The sequence below is a fragment of the Pseudomonas sp. HMSC08G10 genome (genome assembly GCF_001808425.1).
Classification (GTDB): Bacteria; Pseudomonadota; Gammaproteobacteria; order Pseudomonadales; family Pseudomonadaceae; genus Aquipseudomonas; species Aquipseudomonas guariconensis.
Genome location: NZ_KV793298.1, coordinates 334,801 through 361,774, shown reverse-complemented (window position 1 = coordinate 361,774; position 26,974 = coordinate 334,801). Strand labels below are relative to the sequence as shown.

23 protein-coding genes are annotated in these 26,974 nt (G+C 63.8%); 13 read left to right on the top strand and 10 right to left on the bottom strand.

Features of this window, described 5'->3' with window-relative positions:
* Positions 1 to 20 precede the first annotated feature (20 nt).
* On the bottom strand, positions 21 to 1,577 hold the full coding sequence (locus HMPREF3173_RS07690) for a phospholipase D family protein (protein WP_070572138.1): 1,557 nt from the start codon (positions 1,575 to 1,577) through the stop codon (positions 21 to 23).
* A 60-nt stretch (positions 1,578 to 1,637) separates the two neighbouring features.
* Positions 1,638 to 3,068, bottom strand: coding sequence for an aminotransferase-like domain-containing protein (locus tag HMPREF3173_RS07685; protein ID WP_070572136.1), 1,431 nt, complete (start codon positions 3,066 to 3,068; stop codon positions 1,638 to 1,640).
* A 179-nt stretch (positions 3,069 to 3,247) separates the two neighbouring features.
* Between HMPREF3173_RS07685 and HMPREF3173_RS07680 the strand changes: the two genes are divergently transcribed.
* Positions 3,248 to 3,478: a DUF1127 domain-containing protein gene (locus HMPREF3173_RS07680; RefSeq protein WP_043213001.1), complete on the top strand. Its 231-nt coding sequence runs from the start codon at positions 3,248 to 3,250 to the stop codon at positions 3,476 to 3,478.
* A gap of 36 nt (positions 3,479 to 3,514) precedes the next feature.
* Here the strand turns inward: HMPREF3173_RS07680 and HMPREF3173_RS07675 are convergent, their stop codons facing one another.
* Entirely contained in the window at positions 3,515 to 4,807 is a 1,293-nt protein-coding gene (locus tag HMPREF3173_RS07675) for an NAD(P)/FAD-dependent oxidoreductase (RefSeq protein WP_070572134.1), read from the bottom strand.
* A gap of 181 nt (positions 4,808 to 4,988) precedes the next feature.
* Between HMPREF3173_RS07675 and HMPREF3173_RS07670 the strand changes: the two genes are divergently transcribed.
* Entirely contained in the window at positions 4,989 to 5,342 is a 354-nt protein-coding gene (locus tag HMPREF3173_RS07670; RefSeq protein ID WP_070572132.1) for a YkgJ family cysteine cluster protein, read from the top strand.
* A 3-nt stretch (positions 5,343 to 5,345) separates the two neighbouring features.
* Here the strand turns inward: HMPREF3173_RS07670 and HMPREF3173_RS07665 are convergent, their stop codons facing one another.
* Positions 5,346 to 5,834, bottom strand: coding sequence for an Lrp/AsnC ligand binding domain-containing protein (locus HMPREF3173_RS07665; RefSeq protein WP_043213006.1), 489 nt, complete (start codon positions 5,832 to 5,834; stop codon positions 5,346 to 5,348).
* Between the two features lie 155 nt (positions 5,835 to 5,989).
* Here HMPREF3173_RS07665 and dadA point away from each other — a divergent pair, with 155 nt between their 5' ends.
* The 6 genes from dadA (at position 5,990) to HMPREF3173_RS07635 (ending at position 11,992) form a co-directional block, all read left to right on the top strand.
* The gene (gene dadA / locus HMPREF3173_RS07660) at positions 5,990 to 7,291 is read left to right on the top strand and encodes a D-amino acid dehydrogenase (RefSeq protein ID WP_070572130.1); all 1,302 of its coding nucleotides are present in this window, start codon (positions 5,990 to 5,992) and stop codon (positions 7,289 to 7,291) included.
* Positions 7,263 to 7,616 (top strand): RidA family protein, encoded by a 354-nt coding sequence (locus tag HMPREF3173_RS07655; RefSeq protein ID WP_043213010.1) that lies wholly within the window; start codon positions 7,263 to 7,265, stop codon positions 7,614 to 7,616. Before dadA ends, HMPREF3173_RS07655 begins: the two co-directional genes overlap by 29 nt.
* A 91-nt stretch (positions 7,617 to 7,707) precedes the next feature.
* Entirely contained in the window at positions 7,708 to 8,781 is a 1,074-nt protein-coding gene (gene alr / locus HMPREF3173_RS07650; RefSeq protein WP_070572128.1) for an alanine racemase, read from the top strand.
* Between the two features lie 110 nt (positions 8,782 to 8,891).
* A complete protein-coding gene (locus HMPREF3173_RS07645) occupies positions 8,892 to 9,440 on the top strand; it encodes a cupin domain-containing protein (protein WP_043213014.1) in 549 nt (182 codons plus the stop codon).
* A gap of 154 nt (positions 9,441 to 9,594) precedes the next feature.
* Positions 9,595 to 9,999 (top strand): c-type cytochrome, encoded by a 405-nt coding sequence (locus tag HMPREF3173_RS07640; RefSeq protein ID WP_070572279.1) that lies wholly within the window; start codon positions 9,595 to 9,597, stop codon positions 9,997 to 9,999.
* Between the two features lie 127 nt (positions 10,000 to 10,126).
* A complete protein-coding gene (locus HMPREF3173_RS07635; protein ID WP_070572126.1) occupies positions 10,127 to 11,992 on the top strand; it encodes an acetyl-CoA hydrolase/transferase C-terminal domain-containing protein in 1,866 nt (621 codons plus the stop codon).
* Positions 11,993 to 12,021: 29 nt separating this feature from the next.
* On the opposite strand, the gene xpt is transcribed toward HMPREF3173_RS07635, so the two are convergent.
* Positions 12,022 to 12,594, bottom strand: a complete 573-nt coding sequence (gene xpt / locus HMPREF3173_RS07630) for a xanthine phosphoribosyltransferase (protein WP_043213018.1) — start codon at positions 12,592 to 12,594, stop codon at positions 12,022 to 12,024.
* A gap of 71 nt (positions 12,595 to 12,665) precedes the next feature.
* Positions 12,666 to 14,675 carry a DNA helicase Rep gene (rep, locus tag HMPREF3173_RS07625; RefSeq protein WP_070572124.1) on the bottom strand — a complete coding sequence of 670 codons (2,010 nt, stop codon included), beginning with the start codon at positions 14,673 to 14,675 and terminating at the stop codon, positions 12,666 to 12,668.
* A gap of 252 nt (positions 14,676 to 14,927) precedes the next feature.
* On the opposite strand from rep, the gene HMPREF3173_RS07620 reads away from it, so the two are divergent.
* Complete coding sequence (locus HMPREF3173_RS07620) at positions 14,928 to 16,592, top strand: putative bifunctional diguanylate cyclase/phosphodiesterase (RefSeq protein ID WP_070572122.1); 1,665 nt, start codon at positions 14,928 to 14,930, stop codon at positions 16,590 to 16,592.
* Between the two features lie 63 nt (positions 16,593 to 16,655).
* Here HMPREF3173_RS07620 and HMPREF3173_RS07615 read toward each other — a convergent pair whose 3' ends face one another.
* Entirely contained in the window at positions 16,656 to 18,044 is a 1,389-nt protein-coding gene (locus HMPREF3173_RS07615) for a NorM family multidrug efflux MATE transporter (RefSeq protein ID WP_070572120.1), read from the bottom strand.
* A 156-nt stretch (positions 18,045 to 18,200) separates the two neighbouring features.
* Here HMPREF3173_RS07615 and HMPREF3173_RS07610 point away from each other — a divergent pair, with 156 nt between their 5' ends.
* Positions 18,201 to 19,151: a LysR substrate-binding domain-containing protein gene (locus HMPREF3173_RS07610; RefSeq protein ID WP_070572118.1), complete on the top strand. Its 951-nt coding sequence runs from the start codon at positions 18,201 to 18,203 to the stop codon at positions 19,149 to 19,151.
* 64 nt (positions 19,152 to 19,215) lie between these two features.
* Here the strand turns inward: HMPREF3173_RS07610 and HMPREF3173_RS07605 are convergent, their stop codons facing one another.
* Both HMPREF3173_RS07605 and HMPREF3173_RS07600 read right to left on the bottom strand, forming a co-directional pair.
* A complete protein-coding gene (locus HMPREF3173_RS07605) occupies positions 19,216 to 20,601 on the bottom strand; it encodes a 2-oxoadipate dioxygenase/decarboxylase HglS (protein WP_070572117.1) in 1,386 nt (461 codons plus the stop codon).
* Between the two features lie 119 nt (positions 20,602 to 20,720).
* The gene (locus tag HMPREF3173_RS07600) at positions 20,721 to 21,611 is read right to left on the bottom strand and encodes a LysR family transcriptional regulator (RefSeq protein WP_043213029.1); all 891 of its coding nucleotides are present in this window, start codon (positions 21,609 to 21,611) and stop codon (positions 20,721 to 20,723) included.
* A 136-nt stretch (positions 21,612 to 21,747) separates the two neighbouring features.
* Here HMPREF3173_RS07600 and HMPREF3173_RS07595 point away from each other — a divergent pair, with 136 nt between their 5' ends.
* Together HMPREF3173_RS07595 and HMPREF3173_RS07590 are read left to right on the top strand one after the other, a co-directional pair.
* Positions 21,748 to 23,238, top strand: a complete 1,491-nt coding sequence (locus HMPREF3173_RS07595; protein WP_043213031.1) for an L-piperidine-6-carboxylate dehydrogenase — start codon at positions 21,748 to 21,750, stop codon at positions 23,236 to 23,238.
* 157 nt (positions 23,239 to 23,395) lie between these two features.
* Positions 23,396 to 24,682 carry an L-pipecolate oxidase gene (locus HMPREF3173_RS07590; protein WP_070572115.1) on the top strand — a complete coding sequence of 429 codons (1,287 nt, stop codon included), beginning with the start codon at positions 23,396 to 23,398 and terminating at the stop codon, positions 24,680 to 24,682.
* A gap of 91 nt (positions 24,683 to 24,773) precedes the next feature.
* Here HMPREF3173_RS07590 and HMPREF3173_RS07585 read toward each other — a convergent pair whose 3' ends face one another.
* A complete protein-coding gene (locus HMPREF3173_RS07585) occupies positions 24,774 to 26,201 on the bottom strand; it encodes a mechanosensitive ion channel family protein (RefSeq protein WP_070572113.1) in 1,428 nt (475 codons plus the stop codon).
* Positions 26,202 to 26,438: 237 nt separating this feature from the next.
* Between HMPREF3173_RS07585 and ycaC the strand changes: the two genes are divergently transcribed.
* A partial coding sequence (gene ycaC / locus HMPREF3173_RS07580; protein WP_256544108.1) for an isochorismate family cysteine hydrolase YcaC occupies positions 26,439 to 26,974 on the top strand: 536 nt, incomplete at its 3' end.

The window sequence follows — 26,974 nt, the reverse complement described above, 5'->3', positions numbered from 1 at the left end:
CCTGCGAACGGGGCGGCGGCTCACAGCATTTTTTCCAGCCCCACCGCCTTGCTGATCCAGGCATTGAACCGCCGCCACAGCCCGCCTGGCTCAGAGGTGAGCAGGCGGCGTTTGCCGTTGTCCTCGGTTACCCACACCAGTTTGTCCCCCACCAGTTTGGCCTGATAGCTCAGCGCTGGCGCCATGCCCTGCACCGCAAGATCGCGGGTGTATTCGGCCAGCTCGGGGCTGTCGACCAGCACGCCGACCTCGGTGTTCCACAGCACCGAACGTGGGTCGAAGTTGAACGAGCCGATGAAGGTCTTGCGCCGGTCGAAGACGATGGCCTTGCTGTGCAGACTGGAATCCGAGCTGCCATACAGGCGCAGGCTGCGGTAAGCGCTCGGGTCACCGGGTTGGCGGCGCAGTTCGTACAGCTGCACGCCGTGCTCGAGCAGGGCGCGGCGATAGGGGGCATAGCCGCCATGTACCGCTGGGACGTCGGTGGCTTCCAGGGAGTTGGTCAGCAGCTTGACTGACGTACCGGCATCGGCGCGGCCGGTCAGGTACAGCAAGCCCGATTCGCCCGGTACGAAGTAGGCCGATACCAGGATCAGCTCGCGGTGCACATTGGCAAGCTCCGGTGCCAACTGCTGGGTCATCAGCAGGTGTGGGTCCGGCTCGCCTTGGGCCAGTACCTTGCTAGGTGAATCCCAGAGGGCCTTGCTGTGGGCCCAGATCAGCTCGTTGCGCCACGCGTCCAGCCGTGGATTGGACTGGTAGGCCATCAAGCGGTCGTACAAGGCTTTGTGCTTGACCCGCGCTTGCGCCAGTGAAATCTCCAGGCGCTTGCGGCTGGCCCGCAGGTCGTTGGCATCCGGCTGGCGCCAGAGAAAGTCGCCGATCGGCAAGCTCAGGGCGCTGTTCCAGTACTGGTCGAAGCTGTGGCCGAGCTGGTCGGCCACCGGGCCTACGCCGAGCAGATCGATGTCGGTGAAGTTGAGGTTCGGCTCGGCGTCGAAGTATTCATCGCCCAGGTTGCGACCGCCGACGATGGCCATGCTGTTGTCCACCAAAAACAGCTTGTTGTGCATGCGCCGATGCTGGCGCGACAGGTTGAACAGCCGGCCTACAGCGCGGGTGGCGCCGGTGCTGCGCCCCAGATGCAGGGGGTTGAACACACGGATCTGGATGTTGGGATGGGCAGCGAGGGTGCCCATCATGGTGTCGAGGCCGTCGCTGGTGGTGTCGTCGAGCAGCACGCGCACGCGCACGCCACGGTCGGCGGCGCGCAGTAGCTCGTGGACCAGGGCGCGGGTGCTCAAGCCGTCGTGGACGATGTAGTACTGCAGGTCGATGCTCGCCTGGGCGTTGCGGATCAGCTCGGCGCGGGCGCGAAAGGCCTCGTTGCTGTTGGGCAGCAGGCGAAAGCCCGAGCGCCCGTCATAGGGCGCGGCCTGGCGCTGGACGGAGCGGCCGAACGCCGATTCGCTGGCCGGCAGCGTCTGGCTGACCTGGCGGGGCGTACTGACGCTGGCGCAGCCCGACAGGCCAAGCAGCAGCGCCAGCAACAGTGGCAGAGCTCGCTGGAGTCTCAAGTGAAGAACGTCCTGTACAGCAAAGGCTTTATGGTTTGGACCGTGGAGGGCGGCGCAAAGTTACGCCGGGTCTTCGTCCGCTTCCAGTAGACGAAGGGCGGTTTCACCCACTTTGCGTACCGCAGCTTCGATCTGGGGCGTGGGCCGCGCGGCGAAGTTCATGCGCAGGCAATGCCGGTACTTGCCCGACGCCGAGAAGATACTGCCGACGGCAATCTGCACCCCCTGCTCCAGTAAAGCGCGATTCAGGCGCAGCGTATCGAAACTTTCCGGCAATTCAACCCACAGCATGAACCCGCCTTGGGGCCGACTGGCGCGCGTGCCGGGCGGAAAGTACCGTGTCACCCAGTCGCTCATCTGGTCGCGGCCGCGTTGGTACTGGCTGCGCATGCGGCGCACGTGGGGCTGATAGTGGCCGGCTTCGATGAAGTCGGCGATGGCCAGTTGTGGCTGGCTGGCGGTACTGCCGGTGCTGATGTACTTCATGTGCAGCACGCGCTCCAGGTAGCGTCCGGGCGCCACCCAGCCGACCCGCAGGCCCGGAGCCAGGGTCTTGGAGAAAGAGCTGCACAGCAACACGCGGCCGTCTTCATCGAACGACTTGATGGTCCGCGGCCGCGGGTAGGTGTAGGCCAGGTCGCCGTACACATCGTCTTCGAGAATTGCCACGTCGTAGCGCTGGGCGAGGTTCAGCAGGGCCTTCTTGCGCGCCTCGGGCATGATGTAGCCCAGTGGGTTGTTACAGCTGGGGGTGAGCTGGATGAGCTTGATGGGCCACTGCTCCAGCGCCAGTTCCAAGGCCTCCAGGCTGATGCCGCTGAGTGGATCGGTGGGAATCTCCAGGGCCTTCATGCCCAGGCCTTTGAGGGTCTGCATGGCGCCGTGGAAGCTGGGCGCTTCGACGGCCACGATATCCCCTGGTTCACACACGGCGCGGATGCTGGTGGACAACGCCTCATGGCAGCCAGTGGTCACCACCAGGTCGGCCGGGCCCAGGCGGCAGCCGGAGTCGAGCATCAGCCGGGCGATCTGCTCGCGCAGGGCCAGGTTGCCATGAATGTTGTCGTAATACAGGCCTGGCATGTCCTGGCGTCGGCTGAGCTGGGCCAGGCTTCGCAGCAGGGGCTTGAGGGTCGGGCTGTCGATGTCGGGCATGCCGCGACCGAGCTGGATCACGCCTTTTTGCGGCGTGCTGCGCACCAGTTCCAGCACTTGGTCCCACTGCGAGATATCCACCGGACGTTGGGCGGTGCGGCTCATGGCGGGCAGCGCAGGAAGGCTGCGGTCCTCGGCGACGAAATAGCCAGACTTGGGCCGCGGCGAGACCAGACCGTTGTCTTCGAGCAGACGATAGGCCTGCTGCACCGTGCTCAGGCTGACCCCATGCTCAAGGCTCAGGGCACGCACCGATGGCAGGCGCTGGCCGGGGCGGTACAGGCCTTGTTCGATGCGTGCGCCAAGCAGTTCGGCAAGGTTGAGGTAAAGGGTCACGGCATACTCCTTGGAACCGTCTGCGACTAGGACCGGTACAGATGGGTGGAAAATACGCCATTCAGTCCTGTTTCGGCCAATTCTGTATGGGAATAATAAGCCGCTATTGGATCTGTATTGTCGAGGGCGCGAAACGGCATGCTTTTTCCAGGGTTCGATCAGAGCAGGAGAGCGTGGCGATGGACGGCGTGAGCGACGTACGTTTGCAGTTATTGGCTAAAGAACTGGAAGAAGGCCTGCGGCCCAAGGTCTACAACGCCCCGGCCGGGCTGGGACGCTGGGGGTTGATGCTGCACCGCTGGCGCACTCGCCGGGTCTTGTTGCAGTTGGATGATAGCCAACTGAAGGATGTGGGACTGAGCTGGGAGCAGGCTCGCGAAGAAGGGCGTAAACCCTTCTGGAAGGACTAACCGCAATTATTGTGGGAGCGGGGGGAGTGCCTGGATTCAGACCAACTCCTTGAGTCGATGCCAGAGCATGCCCAAGGCCAGCAGCGGCGAACGCAGCAGCCTGCCGCCGGGGAAGGTGATGTGAGGGACCTGGGCGAACAGGTCGAAGCGACCGCTCTGCTGGCCGCTGATGGCCTCACCCAGCAGGCGCCCGGCCAGGTGGGTGGCGTTCACGCCGTGGCCGGAGTACGCCTGGGCGTAATAGACGTTCGGCTGGCTGGCCAGGCGCCCGATCTGCGGCAGGCGGTTGGCGCCGATGCCGATCATGCCGCCCCATTGATAGTCGATGCGCACATCGGCCAGTTGCGCAAATACCTTGAGCATCTTGGGGCGCATGTAGGCGGCGATGTCCTTCGGGTCGCGCCCGGAGTAATGACAGGCTCCGCCGAACAGCAAGCGGTGGTCGGCGGACAGGCGATAGTAGTCCAGCGCCACTCGCTGATCGCAGACCGCCATGTTCTGTGGCAACAGTTGGCGGGCACGTTCCTCGCCCAGTGGCTCGGTGGCAATGATGTAGCTACCGGCAGGCAGCACCTTGCCGCCCAGCTCGCGATTCAGGTCGTTGTGGTAGGCGTTGCAGCACAGCACCAGGGTGCTGGCGCGCACACGCCCTTTGGCGGTATGGACCTGCACCTGGGAGCCATAGTCGATGCGCGTCACCTCAGACTGTTCGTGCAGCTTCACGCCCAGGCTGGCGGCGACCCGTGCTTCGCCCAAGGCCAGGTTGAGCGGGTGCAGATGGCCTGAACCCATGTCGATCAGCCCGCCCACGTAGCGGTCCGAGCCCACTACGCTGTGCATGTCCGAGGCCGGTACCAGGCGCAGTTCGTGACGATAGCCGAGGCTGCGCAGTTCTTCGGCGTCCTCGGCGAAGCCTTCCAGTTCACCCGGTTTGTTGGCCAGGTCGCAGTAGCCCCAGGTCAGGTCGCAGGCGATGGCATGGCGCTCGACACGCTCGCGGACGATATCCACTGCTTCCAGGCCCATGAGTTTCAAGTTGCGTACGCCTTGCTCGCCGAGGATGGGCAGGAATTGCTCCAGACCATGGCCAACGCCGCGGATCAATTGCCCGCCATTGCGTCCGCTGGCACCCCAGCCAATCTTGCGCGCTTCCAGCAGGATGACGGACAAACCACGCTCGGCCAGCTCAATGGCGGTATTGAGGCCCGAATAGCCGCCGCCGACGACGCAGACGTCAGCGCTGTGCTCGCCTTCGAGCGCTGGGTAGTCGGGATGCGGCACGCTGCTGGCGGCGTAATAGGAGGCGGCGTGCTGCGCGCTGTGGATCATCTGTCGTTTCCCGGTGCTGAGGCGAAAGGGCGAGGATAAGTCGCAGGTGCAAGGTGGGCAACTGCGCGGGCTGTGCCCTCGTTCGTGGGTAAACCTGCGCTCACCGGTTGGATGCGCGGGAGCAGGTTTGCCTGCGAACAGGCCTATAATCGCGTCACGTTCTCCTGCTGCTTATCTCGCCATGTCCTGCAACAGCCACAAGATCCATTTTCTGCGCGAACTGATCCCGTCCTTCGAGTGCGAGCCGGGTTGTCACGACTGCTGCGGCCCGGTCACGACCTCCGCCGAGGAGATGGCACGCCTGCCGCGCAAGTCCCGCGCCGAGCAAGACGCCGCGCTTGAGCGCCTCGACTGTGTGCACCTGGGCCCCAATGGCTGCACGGTTTATCAAGAGCGTCCGATGATCTGCCGCCTGTTCGGCACCACGCCACGCCTGGCCTGCCCGCGAGGGCGCGGGCCTGAGCAGATGATCGAGCCGCAGGCCGAGGAACTGGTGCATCAATTCATTGCCACCACCCGCCAGGTATTGGTCTGAGCTTCACTCCGGAATCGGCAGGCAGAGGCTCTCTTTGACTTCTTCCATCACGATGTAGCTCTTGGACTCGCGCACGTGGGGCAGCTTGAGCAGGATGTCGCCGAGCAGCTTGCGGTAGGAGGCCATCTCCGAGATGCGCGCCTTCACCAAGTAGTCAAAATCGCCGGAGACCAGGTGGCACTCCAGCACGTGAGGCAGCTTGAGCACGGCGCGGCGGAACTCCTCGAAGGTGTCGCCGGACTTGTAGTCCAGGCTGATCTCCACGAACACCAGCAGGCTGCCCTTCAGGTGCTGCGGATTGAGCCGGGCGTTGTAGCCCATGATGATCCCCTCGCGCTCCAGGCGGCGAACCCGCTCGGTGCAAGGGGTAGTGGAAAGGCCGACCTTTTCGCCCAGTTCAGTGAACGAGATACGGCCGTCGTTCTGCAGGATACGCAGAATATTGCGGTCGATCTTGTCCAGTTCACGCTTGGTCTGGTGCTGGGTTCTCATAGGGGATGCCCCTCCGTGAAAGGCGATTTTGCCGAGAATTCTCGCCAAATATAGGCTTTTATATAGTGAAATGCACTGGCTATTCCTCCCTATACTGCGCCCAATCCAGCCATTTCAACAAAAGTCTGCGGTGCGCCGCGTGCGAGGGATAAACAATGCGAGTTCTGGTACTTGGTAGCGGTGTGATCGGAACCGCCAGTGCCTACTATCTGGCCCGGCAAGGTTTCGAAGTGACGGTGGTCGACCGCCAGCCAGCGGTGGCCATGGAAACCAGCTTTGCCAACGCAGGCCAGATCTCGCCCGGCTATGCCTCTCCATGGGCTGCCCCAGGTGTGCCGCTCAAGGCCATCAAGTGGCTGCTCGAGCGCCACGCCCCTTTGGCCATCAAGCTCACCGGTGATGTCGACCAGTACCTGTGGATGGCGCAGATGCTGCGCAACTGCACCGCCAACCGCTATGCGGTGAACAAGGAGCGCATGGTGCGTCTGTCCGAGTACAGCCGCGACTGCCTCGACGAACTGCGCGCCGAAACCGGCATTGCCTACGAAAACCGCTCCCTGGGCACCACCCAGCTGTTCCGCACCCAGGCTCAGGTGGACGCTGCCGCCAAGGACATCGCTGTCCTCGAACAATCCGGCGTGCCTTACGAGCTGCTCGACCGCGACGGCATCGCCCGCGTAGAACCTGCCCTGGCCGGTGTGAAGGACATCCTGGCCGGCGCCCTGCGCCTGCCGAACGACCAGACCGGCGACTGCCAGCTGTTCACTACCAAGCTCGCCGAGATGGCGGTCAAGCTGGGCGTCGAGTTCCGCTTCGACCAGAACATCCAGCGCCTGGACTTCGCGGGTGACCGCATCAATGGTGTATGGATCGACGGCAAGCTGGAAACGGCCGACCGCTATGTCCTCGCCCTGGGTAGCTATTCTCCGCAGATGCTCAAGCCGCTGGGCATCAGGGCGCCGGTCTACCCGCTCAAAGGCTACTCGCTGACCGTACCGATCACCAACGCGGACATGGCCCCGACCTCGACCATTCTCGACGAAACCTACAAGGTCGCCATCACCCGTTTCGACAACCGCATTCGTGTGGGCGGCATGGCCGAAATCGCAGGTTTCGACCTTTCGCTGAACCCGCGTCGGCGCGAAACCCTGGAGATGATCGTCAACGATCTTTATCCTCGCGGCGGCGACCTGAGCCAGGCCAGCTTCTGGACCGGCCTGCGCCCGGCCACCCCGGACGGTACCCCGATCGTGGGCGCCACCCCGTACCGCAACCTGTTCCTGAATACCGGTCACGGTACCTTGGGTTGGACCATGGCCTGTGGTTCCGGTCGCCTGCTGGCCGACCTGATCGCGCGCAAGAAGCCACAGATCAGCGCCGAAGGCCTCGATATTTCGCGTTACGGCAACAACCAGGAGATTTCCAAGCATGGCAATCCAGCGCCAGCTCACCAATGAGCGCATGAGCCAGATCGTCACCCATAACGGCACTGTCTACTTGGCGGGCCAGGTGGGGGACGATCTGGACGCCGGGATCGAACAGCAGACCCGCGAGGTGCTGGCCAACATCGAGCGCCTGCTGGAGCTGGCCGGCACCGACAAGACCCGTTTGCTCTCGGTGACCATCTACCTCAAAGACATCGACGCGCATTTCCTGGGCATGAACGCGGTGTGGGATCAGTGGCTGCCCCAAGGCGTCGCTCCGGCCCGCGCGACGGTCGAGGCCAAGCTGTGCGAGCCGGAAATCCTCGTCGAGATGTCGGTGGTCGCCGCACTGCCGTAAACCGTTCCCTCACCCTGGCTCGGCGGGCACTACCCCACGCCCGTTGTGCCAGGGGCTTAATTCATAACCAGACTGCCAGAAGGCTGCCGCCATGCGTCCCGCCCGTGCCCTGATCGACCTTCAAGCCCTTCGCCACAATTACCGCCTGGCCCGTGAGCTGTCCGGCGCCAAAGCCCTTGCCGTGATCAAGGCCGATGCCTACGGCCATGGCGCGGTGCGTTGCGCTTTGGCCCTGGAAACCGAGGCCGATGGTTTTGCCGTGGCCTGCATCGAGGAAGCGCTGGAGCTGCGCGCCGCCGGGATCAAAGCCCCGGTGCTGTTGCTCGAAGGTTTCTTCGAGGCGAGCGAGCTGGCGCTGATCGCCGAACATGATCTGTGGTGCGTGGTGCAATCGCTGTGGCAGCTCGAAGCGATCGAGAAGACGCCAGTACACAAGCCACTGACGGTCTGGTTGAAGATGGACACCGGCATGCACCGGGTCGGCCTGCACCCGAAGGATTACCAAGAAAGCTACCAGCGGCTGCTCGCCAGCGGGAAAGTGGCGCGTATCGTGCTGATGAGCCACTTCGCCCGCGCCGACGAACTGGATGTGGACGCCACAGCCCAACAGGTCGCAGTGTTCGAAGCCGCCCGCCAGGGCCTGGCTGCCGAGTGCAGCCTGCGCAATTCGCCTGCGGTGCTGGGCTGGCCCCAGGTGCCGAGCGACTGGGTGCGCCCCGGCATCATGCTGTACGGCGCCACCCCGTTCGAAGTGTCCCAGCCCCAGGCCGAGCGCCTGCAGCCGGTGATGACCTTGCAATCGCGGATCATCAGCGTGCGCGAACTGCCGGCCGGTGAGCCGGTAGGCTACGGCGCCAAGTTCATCACCCCGCGCCCGACCCGCGTCGGCGTGGTCGCCATGGGCTATGCCGACGGTTACCCCCGTCAGGCACCGACCGGCACGCCCGTGATGGTCGCCGGCAAACGCACCCAGCTGATCGGCCGGGTGTCGATGGACATGCTCTGCGTCGATCTGACCGACGTACCCGAAGCCACGATCGGCAGTCCGGTGGAGCTGTGGGGCAAGCAGGTGCTGGCCAGCGACGTGGCTGCCCAGGCCGGGATGATCCCGTACCAGATCTTCTGCAACCTTAAGCGCGTACCGCTGGACTATATCGGCGAATGAGGCGCTGAAGCGGACAGGCTGCGGGGCGAAGTGTTGTAAATACTGAACGGCGTTGCCATCATATCGTTCACACTTCGCTCCCACCTCGACCGTTTCAGGAGGCTCCAGCTTTGGACGTCGGTGAACGACTGCAAGCCATCCGCAAGCTCAAGGGCCTGTCCCAGCGTGAACTCGCCAAACGCGCGGGCGTCACCAACAGCACCATCTCGATGATCGAGAAGAACAGCGTGAGCCCTTCGATCAGCTCCCTGCGCAAGGTGCTCAGCGGCATCCCCATGTCCATGGTCGAGTTCTTCTCCGTGGAGCTGGCGCCTGAAAGCCCTACCCAGGTCGTCTACAAGGCCCACGAACTGATCGACATCTCCGACGGCGCAGTGACCATGAAGCTGGTGGGCAAGTCGCACCCCAACCGGGCGATCGCCTTCCTCAACGAGGTGTATCCGCCAGGGGCCGATACCGGCGAAGAAATGCTCACCCACGACGGCGAAGAGACCGGCATCCTGCTCGAAGGCCGGCTCGAGCTGGTGGTCGGTACCGAGACGTTCATCCTCGAGGCCGGCGACAGCTACTACTTCGAAAGCACCCGTCCACACCGTTTTCGCAACCCCTTCGAAGAGCCTGCCCGGCTGATCAGCGCGGCGACACCCTCGAACTTTTGATCCAGCGCAGTGCATTGTTTCGGCAATACCCCTTTCCCTTGTGGGGTCGTTCCACGGTTTCGGGGTTCCCGCTATACTTTCAAACGCTCGCAGATCCGTGGCCGCGGGCGTGATTAGCCACCATGAGGGTGTTCGCGTGAACCAAATCAAGAAGATGCTGGCCGTACCAGCAGCCGTATTCGCCCTTTGGGCAATGAGCGCAACCGCTGCGACCAACGACGAAATCGCCAAGCGCCTCGAGCCGGTCGGCCAGGTGTGCGTCCAGGGCCAGGAGTGCATAGGCATGGCAGTGGCTGCTACCGCAGGTGGCGGTGGTGCCAAGACCCCAGATGAAATCATCGCCAAGCATTGCAACGCTTGCCATGGCAGCGGCTTGCTCGGCGCGCCGAAGATCGGCGATACCGCCGCCTGGAAGGAGCGTGCTGACCACCAGGGTGGTCTGGACGGCATCCTGGCCAAGGCCATTACCGGTATCAACGCCATGCCGCCCAAAGGCACCTGTGCCGACTGCTCGGATGACGAGCTCAAGGGCGCCATCAAGAAGATGTCGGGGCTGTAATCCCTGCCTGATACCCCCAAGCCCGCCTCCCATGGCGGGCTTTGTATTTCTGGGCTACGAAATGGGGTGGCTTTTTCGCGTGTAATAACGGTCCAACCCCTGCGCACGGATGTTCACAGGAGGCCCCATGACCCAATGCTGTTCCCTCGACCAGGCGGTAGAACAGGTCCTGGCCCGTCTACCCGCCCACATCCACATGGGCCTGCCCTTGGGCCTGGGCAAACCTAATGCCTTCGTCAACGCGTTGTATGCCAGGGTGCGCCAGCTACCCGAGCGCCAACTGACGATCTACACCGCTTTGAGCCTCGGGCGGCCGCCGCTTGGCGATGGCTTGCAACGTCGTTTTCTGGAGCCCTTCGTCGAGCGGGTTTTTGCCGATTATGAAGAGCTCGACTATCTCGCCGACCTGCGCAACGACAGCCTGCCCGGCAACATCCGCGTCGAGCAGTTCTTCCTGCAGCCTGGCAGCCTGCTGCACAGCGAGAGCGCCCAGCAGGACTATGTCAGCAGCAACTACACCCATGCGGCGCGGGACATCAACGCCAAGGGCCTGAACCTGATCGCCCAGTTGGTAGCCGCCACGCCCGAGCGCCCCGATCACCTGAGCCTTGCCTGTAACCCGGACATCACCCTCGACCTGTTGCCGATGATCGCCCGTCGTCGCGCCGCCGGTGAGACCATCCTGCTGCTCGGCCAGGTGCACACCGAGCTGCCCTACATGCCTGCGGGGGCCGAACTTGGCCGGGAAGCCTTCGACCTGGTGATCGACGAGCCTGAGCGGCGCCGGTTGTTTTGTACCCCGAACATGCCGGTCACCACCCAGGACCACTGCATTGGGCTTCACGCCAGTGCCCTGGTGCGCGATGGCGGTACCCTGCAGATCGGCATCGGCGCCATGGGCGATGCGGTGACCGCGGCCTTGTTGGCGCGCCAGGGTGACAACGCCGGCTATCGGGCACTGCTCGATGCTCTGGACCTCACGCCCTGGCAGGGATTGATCGAGCGCGAGGGTGGGCGCGATGCCTTTGCCCAGGGGCTGTATGGCTGCAGCGAGATGTTCGTCAACGGTTTGCTGGTGCTGGCCGAGGCGGGGGTGGTACGGCGCCCGGCCGACGAGCACGGGGCTTTGGTGCACGGCGGATTCTTCCTGGGCCCCGAGGCGTTCTACCGGCGTCTGCGGGAGATGCCTCTTGAGCAACGCGACCGTTTCGTCATGACCGCGATCAGCTACATCAACGAGCTGTACGGGCAGGAGTCGCTCAAGCGTCGCCAGCGCCGCGACGCTCGTTTCATCAACACAGCATTCGGCATGACCTTGCTCGGTGCCGGCGTGGCCGACCAGCTTGAGGATGGCCGGGTGCTCAGCGGGGTAGGCGGGCAATACAACTTTGTCGCGCAAGCGCATGCCCTGGAGGGCGGGCGCTCCCTGCTGCTCCTGCGCAGCTGGCGCGAGTCCGGGGGCGAGGTGACTTCCAACCTGTTCTGGAACTACGGTCATTGCACCATTCCCCGGCATCTGCGTGACATCGTGGTGACCGAATACGGTATCGCCGATCTGCGTGGACAGACCGATAGCGAAGTCATCGCCAGGTTGCTGGCGATCAGCGATTCACGTTTCCAGCAGCCGTTGATGGAGCAGGCGAAGGCGGCGGGCAAGCTGACCAAAGGCTTCACGCTGGCCACGCGCTTTACCGACAACACGCCCGAGCGTCTGGAGGCGATACGCGAGCGGCATGCGCGGCTGTTCCCGGAGTATCCATTGGGGTGTGATTTCACGGCCGAGGAGCGGGATTTGCTTCGGGCACTCAACTGGCTCAAGAGCAAATTCAAATTGAGTGAAGTGCTGGCGTTGGGCAAGGCAGCGCTGGATGCGCCCGCGCCCGAGGCCTATCCGGCGCAGTTGGCGCGGATGGGGTTGGCGCAGCCACAGGGGCTTAAGGAAGAGCTGTACCAGCGATTGCTGCTGGCAGGGTTGGCCGCCACCCGGAGGTAGCAGGGGCCGCAAGGCGGCCCCAGGAGGCATCAGTCGATGAACGTGACCACGCCGCCTTCGAGCGACTTGACCCGAGCCAGCGACTCGACGCGGTAGCCCTGGCTGTCCAGTTCGGCGCGGCCGCCCTGGAACGATTTTTCGATCACGATGCCCAGGCCCGCAACGGTGGCACCGGCCTGCTTGATGATCGAGATCAGCGCCTGGGATGCCTTGCCGTTGGCCAGGAAGTCATCGATCACCAGCACGCGGTCGCTGCTGTTGAGGTGACGCGGCGAGATGGCCACGGTGTTCTCGGTCTGCTTGGTGAAGGAGTACACCGAGGCGGTCAGCAGGTTCTCGGTCAGGGTCAGCGACTGGTGCTTGCGGGCGAAGATCACCGGCACGCCCAGCTTCAGGCCGGTCATCACCGCCGGGGCTATCCCTGAGGCTTCGATGGTGACGATCTTGGTCACACCGGAGTCGGCGAACAAACGGGCGAACTCGTCACCGATCAGCTGCATCAGCGCCGGATCGATCTGGTGGTTGAGAAACGCGTCGACTTTGAGAACCTGATCGGAAAGCACGATGCCTTCTTCGCGAATCTTCTGCTTCAGTGCTTCCACTGTGGTATTCCTCGATGTAGCAAAGGTGGCCACGGACCAGGCCGCGGCAAAGGTTGAATAATAAGGGTTGATCAGCGTCTGAGCATGGCCCGGATGTCGGCCAGCGCATTGTTGCCGCGCGCGGCCTTCACTTCGACAGGCGCGTCGTCCAGGCCCTCCCAGGCCAGATCGTCCGGCGGCAGTTCGTCCAGGAACCGGCTGGGGGTGCAGTCGATGATTTCGCCATACTGCTTGCGCTTGGCGGCGAAGGTGAAGGCCAGGGTCTGGCGGGCGCGGGTGATGCCCACGTAGGCCAGACGCCGCTCTTCCTCGATGGTGTCGGCCTCGATGCTGGAGCGGTGCGGAAGGATTTCCTCCTCCATGCCCATGATGAACACGTAAGGGAATTCCAGGCCCTTGGAGGCGTGCAGGGTCATCATCTGCACGCCCTCGGCGTTTTCTTCCTCTTCCTGCTGACGCTCGAGCATGTCGCGTAGCACCAGCTTGCCGATGGCGTCCTCGATGGTCATGTCACCCTCTTCGTCCTTCTCGAGGGTGTTCTTCAAGGCATCGATCAGGAACCAGACGTTGCTGATACGGAACTCCGCCGCCTTGTCGCTGGCGGTGTTCTGGCGGATCCAGTTCTCGTAGTCGATGTCGCGGACCATGTCGTGCAGGGCCGCGATCGGGTCTTCCAGGGCCACGCGCTGGCGCACCCCGTCGAGCCAGTGCTTGAAGCGCTGCAGGCGCTCGGTGTAACGGGCATCCAGGTGCTCGCCCAGGCCCAGCTCCTCGCTGGCAGCGTACATCGACACGCCACGCTCGGTGGCGTAATTGCCGAGTTTTTCCAGGGTGGTGGAACCGATTTCCCGGCGCGGCACATTGATCACGCGCAGGTAGGCGTTGTCGTCGTCCGGGTTTACCAGCAGGCGCAGGTAGGCCATGAGGTCCTTGACCTCCTGGCGCCCGAAGAAGCTGTTGCCGCCGGAAAGGCGGTACGGCACCTGGTGGTGCTGGAGCTTGAGCTCGATCAGCTTGGCTTGGTAGTTGCCTCGGTAGAGGATGGCGAAGTCGCTGTAGGGCCGGTTGGTGCGCAGGTGCAGGGTGAGGATTTCCATGGCCACGCGCTCGGCCTCGGCTTCCTCGTTCTTGCAGCGGATCACACGGATCTCGTCACCCACGCCCATCTCGCTCCACAGCTGCTTCTCGAAGGCATGCGGGTTGTTGGCGATCAGCACGTTGGCGCAGCGCAGGATGCGGCTGGTGGAGCGGTAGTTCTGCTCCAGCATCACCACTTTCAGGGAGGGGTAGTCCTCCTTGAGCAGCATGAGGTTTTCAGGACGTGCACCCCGCCAGGCGTAGATCGACTGGTCGTCGTCGCCCACCACGGTGAACTGGTTGCGCATCCCGATCAGCATTTTCACCAGCAGGTACTGGCTGGCGTTGGTGTCTTGGTATTCGTCCACCAGCAGGTAGCGCACACGGTTCTGCCAGCGTTCGAGTACATCCTTGTGTTCTTCGAACAGCTTCACCGGCAGCAGGATCAGGTCGTCGAAGTCCACTGCGTTGAACGCCTTGAGCGTACGCTGGTAGTGGGTGTAGACGATGGCGGCGGTCTGCTCGCGGGGATTGCGGGCTTTTTCCAGGGCCTCGGCGGGCAGGATCAGGTCGTTCTTCCAGGCACCGATCATGTTCTTGATCTCGTCGATGCCGTCGTCGCCTGAGTATTCCTTTTGCATGATGTCCGACAGCAAGGCCTTGATGTCGGTCTCGTCGAAGATCGAGAAGCCCGGCTTGTAGCCGAGGCGCTCATGCTCCTTGCGGATGATGTTCAGCCCCAGGTTGTGGAAGGTGCACACGGTCAAGCCGCGGCCTTCACCTGGACGCAGGAGGGTGCCGACCCGCTCCTTCATCTCGCGCGCGGCCTTGTTGGTGAAGGTCATGGCCACGATGTACTGGGCACGGATGCCGCAGTTCTGGATGAGGTGGGCGATCTTGCGTGTGATCACGCTGGTCTTGCCGGAGCCTGCACCGGCGAGCACCAATAGAGGGCCGCCGACGTAGTCACAGGCTTCTTGTTGCCGGGGATTGAGTCGGGACATGCTAGAAACCGGGGGTCACCAGAAAATAGCCGCGCATTCTAGCAGGCATGGGGCGGTTGTGGCGTTACCGTCTGACAGTGTGATGCAAGGCGCGAATCGGATTTGCCGCTTTTGTTACTTTCGCGCAGGATGCACGACAAAATGCGTCGGGATACTGGCTATGGAGTGGCACTTTAAGTGAAAATTATTTTCATTCGTGAGGGCTGGATGCTCCGCGCCCGTCGTCCTTCTGTTCAAGCCTAAGGAGCTCGCTTGTCCACGCCTGTCGAACCGTTGCGTTTGCTGCTGTTGGCTGATGAGCCGGAATGGGCCACCCTGCTGCGCGAGTGCCTGCAGCCGCTGGCCGGGAGCGCGGTCTTGTTGACCGCACCGAATTGGGAATCGGTGGACAGTCTGTTCGTCAATGACCGCCAAGCTGTCGTTTTGGCGAGGCCGGCATTACAGCCGGCCCCCGGTCGTTGTGACCTGCCCACCATCCTGTTGCTCGATGAAGAGCCTGACACGCCACCCAGCGCGGTCAGCGACTGGCTGGTGCGCGAGCAGTTGAGTGGCGATGCGCTGCGTCGTTCCCTGCGCCACGTGCGCGAGCGGGGCGTGCTGGTGGCCACCTTGCAGCGCCTGGCCGAGCAGGACCCCTTGACCGGCATCGCCAATCGCCAGGGCTTCCAGGCGCTGCTGACGGCGCGTCTGGCGGAAAACGAAGGCCGTGGCGTCGCGCTGGGTCACCTGGACCTGGACAACTTCCGCCACGTCAACGATGCCTTGGGCCACCAGGGCGGCGACCGCCTCATCCTGCAAGTGGTGGCGCGGTTGAAGCAGCAACTGGAGGCCGGGGACCAGCTGGCCCGCCTGGGAAGCGACGAATTCGCCCTGCTGATCGACACTCGGCGTGATGCCAACCGCGCCGAGTGGATGGCCGAGCGCATCGTCGAGGCCCTCGCCGAACCCTATTGGGTCGATGGCGAGAGCCTGTTGCTCGGTGCCAGCCTGGGCGTGGCCCACGCCCGGGCCCAGGCCGGCGCCGATCCGCTGATGTGGCACGCCCATATCGCCATGCGCCAGGCCAAGGGCAGCCAGGGCTGCACCTTCCACGTGTTCAACGAGAGGATCAACCGCAACGCCCGCAGCCTGGCCGATCTGGAAAGCGAGCTGCGCCGGGCCCTGCGTCGCGACGAGCTGGAGCTGCACTACCAGCCCCGGCTGAGCCTGGGCGATGGACGCATCGTCGGCCTCGAGGCCCTGGTGCGGTGGCGTCATGCCGAGCGAGGCCTGCTGCCACCGAGCGAATTCGTGCCCCTGGCCGAGCAGAGCGGCTTGATCGTGCCCTTGGGCTACTGGGTGATCTCCCGGGCCCTGCGCGACATGCAGGCCTTGCGAGAGCGCGGGCTCGAACCCTTGCACATGGCGGTCAACCTGAGTTTCCGCCAGTTCCAGGACAGCCAGTTGCTGGCCACGCTCAGCCGCTTGATCATCGAGCATGGTGTCGATGCCCGCTGGCTGGAATTCGAACTCACCGAGACTGCCGTCATGCGCCGCAACGAGCTGGTCCGCCAGACGATGGACGCCTTGGGGCGCCTGGGCGTGCGTTTTTCCCTGGATGACTTCGGCACAGGTTTTTCGTCGTTCGTGCACCTGAACAGCCTGCCGATCACTCTGCTCAAGGTGGATCGCAGCTTCGTTGGCGGCATGGAGCTACGCGAGGAGAACCGCAAGCTGGTGCACGCCATGATCAACCTGGCGCACAACCTCAACCTGGAGGTGGTGGCCGAAGGGGTGGAGACCGAAGAGCAGTTGGCGCTGCTGCGTGGGTTCGGCTGCGACCAAGTGCAAGGATACCTGGTGAGCAAACCCCTGCCGGTGGAGGCGTTGATGGATTACCTGCAGCAGGCGGCGCAGGCGCGGGTAGTGAGTCTGTAGCTGCTGCGGCGGTATTTTCGCGGGGGAACCCGCTCCCACAGGGGCTTCGCCAGCCCTGTGGGATCACACCGACATCGGTGCAGTTTCAGCTTTGTGCGCCTTGCCCAGCATCCGCTTGGTCCGCCACTCGAAGCCAAGGGTCAGCGCCACCGCTGCGCAGGCCAGCCCCAAGGCCAGGCCCCACCACACACCCACCGCGCCACCGCCGAGGGTGAAGGTGAACAGCCAGGCGCTGGGGGCCCCCACCAGCCAATAGCAGCACAGGCCGATGAGGAAGGTGGTCTTGGCGTCCTTCAGCCCGCGGATAGAGCCCATGGCGATGGTCTGCATGCCATCGAACAATTCGAACCAGGCCGCGACCATCACCAGGCTCACGGCCAATTGGAAGATCGCCGCGAAAGCTGGGTCGTCACGGTCGATGAACAACCCGACCAGCGTATCGGGCAGTAACCAGAACAATGCCGCGAAGGCGAACATGATCATCGCCCCGAAACCGATCCCCACCCGCCCGGCGCTGCGTGCGGCCAGCAGATTCCCACCACCGTAGTACAACCCCACGCGCATGGTCACCGCATACGACAGGCCCGTCGGCACCATGAACGCGGTGGAGACGATCTGCAGGGCGATCTGGTGCGCCGCCAGCTCCGTGCTGCCTAGCACCCCCATGCACAGGGCGGCGAAGGCGAACAGGCCGACCTCTACCATGTAGGTGCCGCCGATCGGCAGGCCCAGGCGCCACAGCTCGCGCAAGGCGGGCAGGGATGGGCGCGACAGGCCTTTGCGCAGCGGGTAGGCGGCGTAGGCCTTGTGCCAGCGAATGTACAGGGCAAGCGCAATGGCCATGCCCATCGACACCACCGCCGTGACCAGGCCGATGCCCATCAGGCCCAGCTTGGGCAGGCCGAACATGCCTTCGATCAGCGCATGGTTGAACACATAGTTGAGCACCGTGCCCACCAGGCTGATGACCATCACCGGCGTCGAACGGCCCAGGGCGCTGGTGAAGCCACGCAGGGCCATGAAGGTCAGGTAGCCGGGCAGGGCCAGCGGCAGCAGCGTGAGGAACTCCATCGCCGAGGCGACGTTCTCCGGCTGTTGGCCAAACAGCAGCAGGGCCGGCTCCAGGTTCCACAGCACCAGCGCGGCCACCAGGGCCAGGCCCCAGGCCAGCCACAGGCCGTTCTGCGCCAGACGGGTCGCGCCAGGGACATCACCTGCGCCCTGACGGATGGCGACCAAGGTGCCGACCGCAGCAATCACGCCCAGGCAGAAGATCGACACGAACGAATAGCTGGCTGCCCCCAGTCCACCCCCGGCTAGGGCCTGTGGACTGATGCGGGCCATCATCAGGGTGTCGGTCAGTACCATCAGCATGTGCGCCAACTGCGAGGCGATCAGCGGGCCGGCCAGGCGCAGCAGAGCCTTGAGTTCGGTGGTGGGCGCGACGTGCATTGGGATGTCCTTTTTCCTGAATCTGTTGAGCGAGCCGTCGATTCTGAGGCTTCGGTCAACTTTGCACAAAAGGATAAATGCGATCGTTGGCATGAGTCGGACTCATGCATATATGATTCCACGCATTCCATTTTTGCCCCGCTGGGCAGGTGCCAGATGTCTCGTCAGCTTCCTCCACTCTATGCGCTACGCGCATTCGAGGCCGCCGCTCGGCTGAGCTCGTTCACCCGCGCCGGTGAAGAACTGTCCATCACCCAAAGCGCGGTCAGCCGGCATATCCGCACCCTGGAGGATCACTTCGCCTGCCGCTTGTTCGTGCGCAACGGTCGCAGTCTGCAACTGACCGAGGCGGCGCGCGTATTGTTGCCCGGCGTGCGTGAAGGCTTCAGTGCCCTGGAGCGGGCCTGCGACACCTTGCGTGGCGAAGACGACATCTTGCGCATGAAGGCCCCGTCGACCTTGACCATGCGTTGGCTGCTGTCGCGCCTGAGCCAGTTCCGTCACCTGCAGCCAGGCAACGAGGTGCAACTGACCAGCGCCTGGATGGACGTGGACCATGTGGACTTCAATCAGGAGCCGTTCGACTGTGCGGTATTGCTCAGCGATGGGGTATTTCCCGCGGACTGGGAGGTGCGGCGGCTGTTCGCCGAGCTGCTGATCCCGGTGGGCGCGCCGGGCCTGCTCGATGATGGCCCATGGGACGAGCGACGCCTGGCCGGCATCGAGCTGTTGCACCCGACGCCGGATAAACGCGATTGGCGCGCCTGGCTGGAGCGCATGGGGCTCACCGACAAGGTCTCGCTCAAGGGCGGGCAGGTATTCGATACCCTGGAGCTGGGCATGATCGCAGCTGCCCGTGGCTATGGCATCTCCATGGGCGATCTGCTGATGGTGGCCGAGGACGTGGCCCAGGGACGCCTGAGTCTGCCGTGGCCAACAGCAGTGCCCAGTGGCATGGATTACTACCTGGTGTGGCCACGAACGAGGCCTGGGGGAGAGCGTTTGCGCAGGTTGAGCGCCTTCTTGCAGGAAGAGGCGGCGGCGATGGACCTGCCGGATGTGAGCATCCTTGAGACCCAATCGCGGGATCGTTCGAATTCCGATTGATCTGGCTGTTCGCGGGTAGACCCGCTCCTGGAAGCGCTCTGGAGCGGGTTTACCGGCCAATGGCTTACAGCGACTTGAGGTTCAGCGCCTGGGCACAAGCCTCGAGTGAGCGCTGCTCGCTCTGGGCATACAGCGCCAGTTCATCCTGTACCTTCATCTGCAGTGCCGCTTCGAATGCCTCGCGGTTGGCGTTGCTGCCGTACTCGGCCTGGGCATCGTCGCCCAGGTTGGACTGGAAGATCCCAGCGGCGCTGACCGGCAGGAAGTCTTCGTAGACCAGCGCCTCGAAATGCACGTGGCCGGCATTGATCAGGCCTTGCAGGGTAGTCGGACGACCTTGCTGGTCGCGGGCGGCCAAGCCTTTTTCGGTGGCAAAGTAGCGGAAGTACGCCAGCCCCTGTTCGCGCATCTGCACCAGGTCGTCCGGGAATTCGGCGAACTGCGCCTTGAGCAGCGCCATGTAGCGTTCGGCGTTGGCTTCGGCCGGTGCGCCGCCCAGGGCCTCGCGGGTGGCGTCGAGCAAGCGGTCATAGAGCTGGCGACCCTTGGGGGTCAGCGCCGCACCGCGTTGTTCGATTTCGCCGAAACGCGCGGTGTGGCTGCCTTGTGCATCGCTGAACGCGACCTTTTCCTGCAGCGCCTTGAAGCTGGTCTGGCGCAGCAGGATCGGGTGGCGACGGGTAGGCGGGCCTTCGACCACTGCCTTGGGCGGAATCCCTTTGGCTGGCATGCCTACCTGAATGGCGTCGATGTCCAGGGTACGCGGGGTCAGGTGGTTGATGTGTGGGCCCTTGAAGGCCACGACGTCGGCGATCAGGCGGTGCTGGTCGTGCAGTTGCTGGTACTGCTCGGCCGTGACGGTGGCGTCCTGGTGCCAGCGGAAGGTGTGCAGCGCTTCCTGCACGAACGTATCGGCATCGCTGGCGCTCAGGCCGCCGTCGCGCTCGCACTGGGCGATCAGCTCCAGCACCCTCGGGGTGAAGATCTTGCGCTTGGCCAGGATGCCCTGGGCCAGTTCGCGCAGCTGCGGGTTGTCGATCAGTTCCAGGCGCAGCAGCGAGGTGAACACGCGGAACGGGCTGATGTGCAGGGACTGCTCGTGTACCGCGCGAAACGCAGTGGAATGCACAGGCACGCCGGCGCTGCTCAGGTCGTAGTAGCCGACCGGCTCCATGCCCATGACCGCGAACAGGCGGGCGATGGTCGCGAGCTCCTCGGCGGTACCGACGCGGATGGCGCCGTGGCGCTCTTGATCGAGGCGCTCGATTTCACCGGTCCAGCGCAGGGCTTCGGCGATCTTGGGCTGCTGGGTCATGACCTGCTGGTTGATTTCACTCACCAGCTCCAGCAGCGTGCCATACAGAGGCACTTCCTGTTTGTACATGAGGGACATGGCGGCAGAGAACTGCGCGCGAATGCTGTCGGGGCTGACGAAATCGTGGGCGGGCATCGCTAGCTTCCTGGGGGTGAGTGAGTACCCGTACATGAAAGCTGGGAATGCACTTTCCCCACAAGCGAAAAAAAGTGCAGGTGTCATTCCTTTTTGGATCGACCTTTTGCTCCCACCTATCAGCCTTGCAGCTGGTCTTTGATCCACTCCACCAACGCCCTCACCTTCGGCACCTCCGCGGCATGCTCGGCGAACGCCAGGTAATGCGCGCCGTTGCTCTTCATCGCATGGTTCCAGGCCATCACCAGGCTGCCCTCGGCCAGTTCCTTGGCCACCAGGTAGCGGGGCACCAGCGCCACACCGCAACCGGCTTGCGCCGCGCTCAGCGCCATATAGAAGGTGTCGAAGCGTGGCCCGTGGTAGCTGTTGTCGGTATGCAGCCCTTGCTCTAGGAACCACTCGTGCCAGGCCTCCGGACGCGAAGTGCTTTGCAGCAGCACCAGTTGCGCCACCGCGCTGGCATCCTTGAGCTCACGACCTTGCAACAGCTCCGGCGCGCACACCGGCACCACCTCTTCGCCGAACAGCTCCACGCAGGTGGCGCCTGGCCAGGTGCCCTGGCCATAGAAGAACACCGCATCCGCCGAGCCCTGAAGCAGGGCGAAGGGTTCCATCTCGTTGCGGATGTCCAAATGGATGTTCGGGTAGCGCTTGCCGAAGCCCTTGAGGTGCGGAATCAACCAGCGCACGCCAAAGCTCGGTTGGGTGGCTACCTTCAATACTTCGGTCTGCTCGCCGTAGGTCAGGACGTAGCGACTGGACATGTCCACTTGGGTGAGGATCTTGTTGACTTCGGCCAGGTACAGCGAGCCGGCGGGTGTGAGTTGCAAACGTCGGCGGATACGCAGGAACAGGTGATGCCGGAGCATCTCTTCGAGCTGCGCGACCTGCTTGCTGACCGCGCTCTGGGTCAGGTGCAGCTCTTCGGCCGCGCGAGTGAAGCTCAAGTGGCGAGCAGCAGCCTCGAAGCACTGCAAGGCGGTCATCGAGGGTACCAGGCGTTTGGACATAGCGGTCTCTACGGCAGGAGGATCATTACCTGAAGGAATGATATGCGGAATAAAGGTCGTTTGTTGCGCTAGTGTGATCGGATTAATACTGATCCACATCAGGTTTTCAACCCTCCACCCCCTGTAGGAGAAGCACATGGTCGCTGGATTGCTCGAGCGCCTTGGCGTTGCCGCCGAGGCTTACACCCAGGGTGACTACCCTGTTCACACCCCGATCGACGGTAGCCAGATCGCCTCGGTGAAACTGCTCGGCAAAGCCGAGACCACTGCCCGCATCGACCAGGCCCACAAAGCTTTCGAAGCCTGGCGCAGCGTGCCGGCCCCGCGCCGTGGCGAGCTGGTGCGTCTGTTCGGTGAAGTGCTGCGTGCACACAAGGCCGAGCTGGGCGAACTGGTGTCCATCGAGGCCGGCAAGATCACCCAGGAAGGCCTGGGTGAAGTGCAGGAAATGATCGATATCTGCGACTTCGCCGTTGGCCTGTCGCGTCAGCTGTACGGCCTGACCATCGCTTCCGAGCGTCCAGGCCACCACATGCGTGAGACCTGGCACCCGCTGGGCGTAGTCGGCGTCATCAGCGCCTTCAACTTCCCCGTAGCGGTCTGGGCGTGGAACACCGCGCTGGCGCTGGTCTGCGGCAACGCCGTGGTATGGAAGCCTTCCGAGAAGACCCCGCTGACCGCCCTGGCCTGCCAGGCACTGTTCGAGAAGGCCCTGAAAGCCTTTGGCGATGCACCAGAAGGCCTGAGCCAGCTGGTGATCGGTGGTCGCGAAGCCGGCGAAGCCTTGGTGGATGATCCACGCGTACCGCTGGTCAGCGCCACCGGCAGCACCCGCATGGGCCGCGAAGTGGGCCCACGTGTAGCCGCCCGATTTGGCCGCAGCATCCTCGAGCTGGGTGGCAACAACGCCATGATCCTGGCCCCGAGCGCCGATCTCGACCTGGCCGTGCGCGGCATTCTGTTCGCCGCGGTCGGTACTGCGGGCCAGCGCTGCACCACCCTGCGTCGCCTGATCGTGCACCGCTCCATCAAGGACGAAGTGGTTGCCCGCGTCAAAGCCGCCTACGGCAAGGTGCGCATCGGCGACCCACGCAAGGACAACCTGGTCGGCCCGCTGATCGACAAGCCATCTTTCGACGCCATGCAAGGCGCGCTGGCCAAGGCCCGCGACGAAGGTGGCCAGGTGTTCGGCGGCGAGCGCCAGCTGGCCAGCGAATACCCCAACGCTTACTACGTTTCGCCGGCCATCGTCGAGATGCCGGGCCAGAGCGAGGTGGTGCGCCACGAGACCTTCGCCCCGATTCTCTATGTGCTTGCCTATGACGACTTCGAAGAGGCCCTGCGCCTGAACAACGAAGTACCGCAAGGCTTGTCGTCGTGCATCTTCACCACCGACCTGCGTGAGGCCGAGCGCTTCCAGAGCGCCTCGGGCAGCGACTGCGGCATCGCCAACGTCAACATCGGCACCAGCGGCGCGGAAATCGGCGGCGCGTTCGGTGGCGAGAAGGAAACCGGCGGTGGTCGTGAGTCCGGTTCCGATGCCTGGAAAGGCTACATGCGTCGTCAGACCAACACCGTGAACTACTCGCGCGAGCTGCCGCTGGCGCAGGGGATCGTGTTCGACTGATGATCGCAGGCCGGGGGCCTTGCCCCCGGTTCGCGGGTGGACCCGCTCCCACAGGTACAACAGGGTTTTTGACCTGTGATGTAGCTGTGGGAGCGGGTCCAGCCGCGAAAGGGCCGCGCAGCGGCCCCAACAAGAACAACACTGCTGGAGCCGGGCCATGTCCGAATTGCGTCAAGAATGTCTGTGGGAGTTCGTCACCAAGCCGACCGTCGCCGCCCAGGCGTTGGCGGGTGAGCACAAGGCCGATGTCTGTGTGATCGGCGGCGGCATCACCGGGCTGTCCGCAGCGATCCACCTGCTCGAACAGGGTAAGTCGGTGATCCTGCTGGAGGCCTGGAAGATCGGCCATGGTGGCTCTGGACGCAACGTCGGTCTGGTCAATGCCGGCACCTGGATCCGCCCCGACGATGTCGAGGCGACCCTCGGCCTGGAGCAAGGCAGCCGCCTGAACAAAGTGCTAGGTGGAGCGCCTGCCGAAGTGTTCGCGATGATCGAGCGCCTCGGCATCGACTGCCAGGCCCAGCACAAAGGCACCCTGCACATGGCGCACAACGCCACCGGCATCGCCGACCTTGAGGCGCGTCACGCCCAGTGGAGCCGTCGCGGCGCGGATGTCGAGCTGCTGACCGGGGCCCGCTGCCAGGAATACTGCGGTACCGACAAGATTTCCGCCGCCTTGCTCGACCGCCGCGCCGGCACCATCAACCCGATGGCCTACACCCAGGGCTTGGCTGCCGCTGTGGCACGCCTGGGCGGACGGGTATTCCAGCAATCTTCAGTCGAGGGCCTTGAGCGCGACGGCGATGGCTGGCGAGTGAACACCGCTCGCGGCTCGGTGCGCGCCGACAAGGTGGTGATCTCCACCGGTGCCTACACCGAAGGCGAGTGGAGCAACCTGCAGAAGCACTTCTTCCGTGGCTACTACTACCAGGTGGCTTCCAAGCCGCTGCAGGGCGCCGCGGCCGACAAGGTCCTGCCTCATGGCCAGGGCTCCTGGGACACCCGCACCGTGCTCAGCAGCATTCGCCGCGACGACCAAGGCCGTCTGCTGCTCGGCAGCCTCGGCCGAGTGGACAACAAGCCGGCTTGGTTCGTGCGCAGCTGGGCAGACCGCATCCAGAGCCATTACTACCCGGAGCTGGGCAAGGTCGAGTGGGAGATGCACTGGACCGGTTGCATCGACTTCACGCCGGATCACTTGATGCGCTTGTTCGAGCCGGCCCCTGGGCTGGTGGCGGTGACCGGCTACAACGGCCGGGGCAACACGACCGGGACTGTGATTGGCCGTGCGTTCGCCGAGTTCCTGCTCAAGGATGACCCGAACAGCCTGCCGATCCCGTTCTCGCCAATGAAGCCGGTCAGCGCGCCTTCGCTGCGCACGGCCTTCTATGAGTCGGGCTTCTCGCTGTATCACGCGGGGCAATGCCTGCGGGTGGTGCTCTAACCGCGTAGGCTTGTGCGCGGGTAAACCCGCTTCCACAGGGCAGCGCTGGCCTTGTAGGAGTAGGTCTACCCGCGAAAGGCGCCTGGACGCATCACTTGTGCAGCCAGCTGAGGAAGCCGCCTTTCTTCACCACGGGCGGTTTCTGCATCAGCAGGGACTCCCGGTTCTGGCGACGGAAACGCTGCAGTTTGGTCAGAGCGGTCTGTACCTCGCCGCGTTGGGCCAGGCAACTGCGCACCTGCTCCTTGTCGATGCGATAGAGCAGGCAGCCGGTCAGGGTCCGAAATTCGGCCAACGACTCCTCTTCGTCGATCAGGCCTTCGATCCCCAGCACCTCGCCAGGCCCCATGCGCCCGGCTTCGATCAGCCGTTCGCCATCGCGAATCGACGCCGACACCACGCCGCTGCCGATCACCAGCACATAGTCGGAGTGTTCACCCACGCCCAGGATCACCTGGTCGGCCAGGTATTCCACCGCGGTCATGCGCTGGCTCAAGGCGTCGCGTTCATCGCTGGTCAAGGCGCGGAACACCCGCACGTCATCCAGCAGCTCGCGCTGGCGACTGCGTGGAGGCAGGGCGAGGTCCACGTTCCACATCACCCCGTTGGCCTCCAGATGACGATGGGCCAGGTCGAACAGTTGGTTGCGCACCTCGACCTTGCGCTCCATGGTCGCCACGAACCCGCTGGCCTCGTACTCCACCGACTCTAGCGTTGAGGCTTTCACGGTCACCTTGGGCGGCGGTGTCGTGAGTAGCGCGCTGGTGCCCTGCAGGGCTTTTTCCAGCGCATCGAATACCCGCTTGGGGCGCACCTTGGCCGGCACCACCACGCTGATCGACACCCCATGCACGTCCGCCGGACGGCTGAAATTGAGCAGCTTGGCCTTGGCCACCACCGAGTTGGGCACCACCGCCAGGCTGCCATTGCCGGTGAGCAGGCGCGTGGCCCGCCAGTCGATGTCCAGCACCTTGCCCTCGGTGCCGTCGATGGAGATCGCATCACCAATCTGATAAGGCCGCGTAGTGTTGAGCACGATGCCTGAGAACACGTCCGCCAAGGTGCTCTGCAACGCAAGGCCGATGACGATAGCCATGACGCCTGAGGTTGCCAGCAGACCCTTGACTGGCAGTTGCATCACGTAGGCCGCTGCCGCGATCACCGCTGCCACGAAGATCAGTGCCCCGAGCACGTCTTGCAATAACCGCCCGCCATGACCGCCACGGGCGATCAGCACCAGGCCGAACACCACTGTCACGGTACGGGCAAAGAACAGCCACCAGGCGATCGCCAGCGCGGTGGCCATCAGGTTGCGGGGCACGTCGTCCACCCAGGGCGCCGGTTGCAACGGGCTCATGCCCGCCGCCAACAGGACCCAGCTGAACAACAGGAAAATAACCAGCCGAGCGCCGATACGGCAGGCCCGGCGCTCGACCGGGATCAACTGCCATAACACCAGGTCGAGCAGCAGCAGGACGGCGCCGAGCAACAGCGGGGAGGACTGAATGAACGCCAGCATGGAAGTCTCGCGACAGAGAAAGGCTGTGGGTAGTAAAGAGCAGGTTGGGCGGGCAGGCAATGGAGCCGGGGCCGCACAGCGGCAAAAGGCTCGCAAAGGGTGTCGCTTCGATAGTCGTTCTGAAAATAGAACGCTAGAGCCAGTTTTCGCTATCTAGTGCTTCAAAGGTGATGTTTTTAATCTGTGCCCATGCAGTCAAGGCAACACCCCAACTCACTCACTGAAGGAACACAGACCATGAGCAAATTCACCTACAACCGCCTGGACAAGAACAACGCTGCCGTACTGCTGGTCGACCACCAGGCAGGCCTGCTCTCGCTGGTACGGGACATCGAGCCTGACCGCTTCAAGAACAACGTGCTGGCCCTGGCGGACCTGGCCAAGTACTTCAACCTGCCGACCATCCTCACCACCAGCTTCGAGCAAGGCCCCAACGGCCCGCTGGTACCGGAGCTCAAGGCGCAGTTCCCGGACGCCCCCTACATCGCTCGTCCAGGCCAGATCAACGCCTGGGACAACGAAGACTTCGTCAAGGCGGTGAAGGCCACCGGCAAGAAGCAACTGATCATCGCCGGTGTGGTGACCGAGGTGTGCGTGGCCTTCCCGGCGCTGTCGGCCCTGGAAGAAGAGTTCGAAGTGTTCGTGGTCACCGATGCCTCCGGAACCTTCAACGAGATGACCCGCGACGCCGCCTGGCGCCGCATGGAAGCGGCCGGTGCGCAGCTGATGACCTGGTTCGGCGTGGCCTGTGAGCTGCACCGCGACTGGCGCAA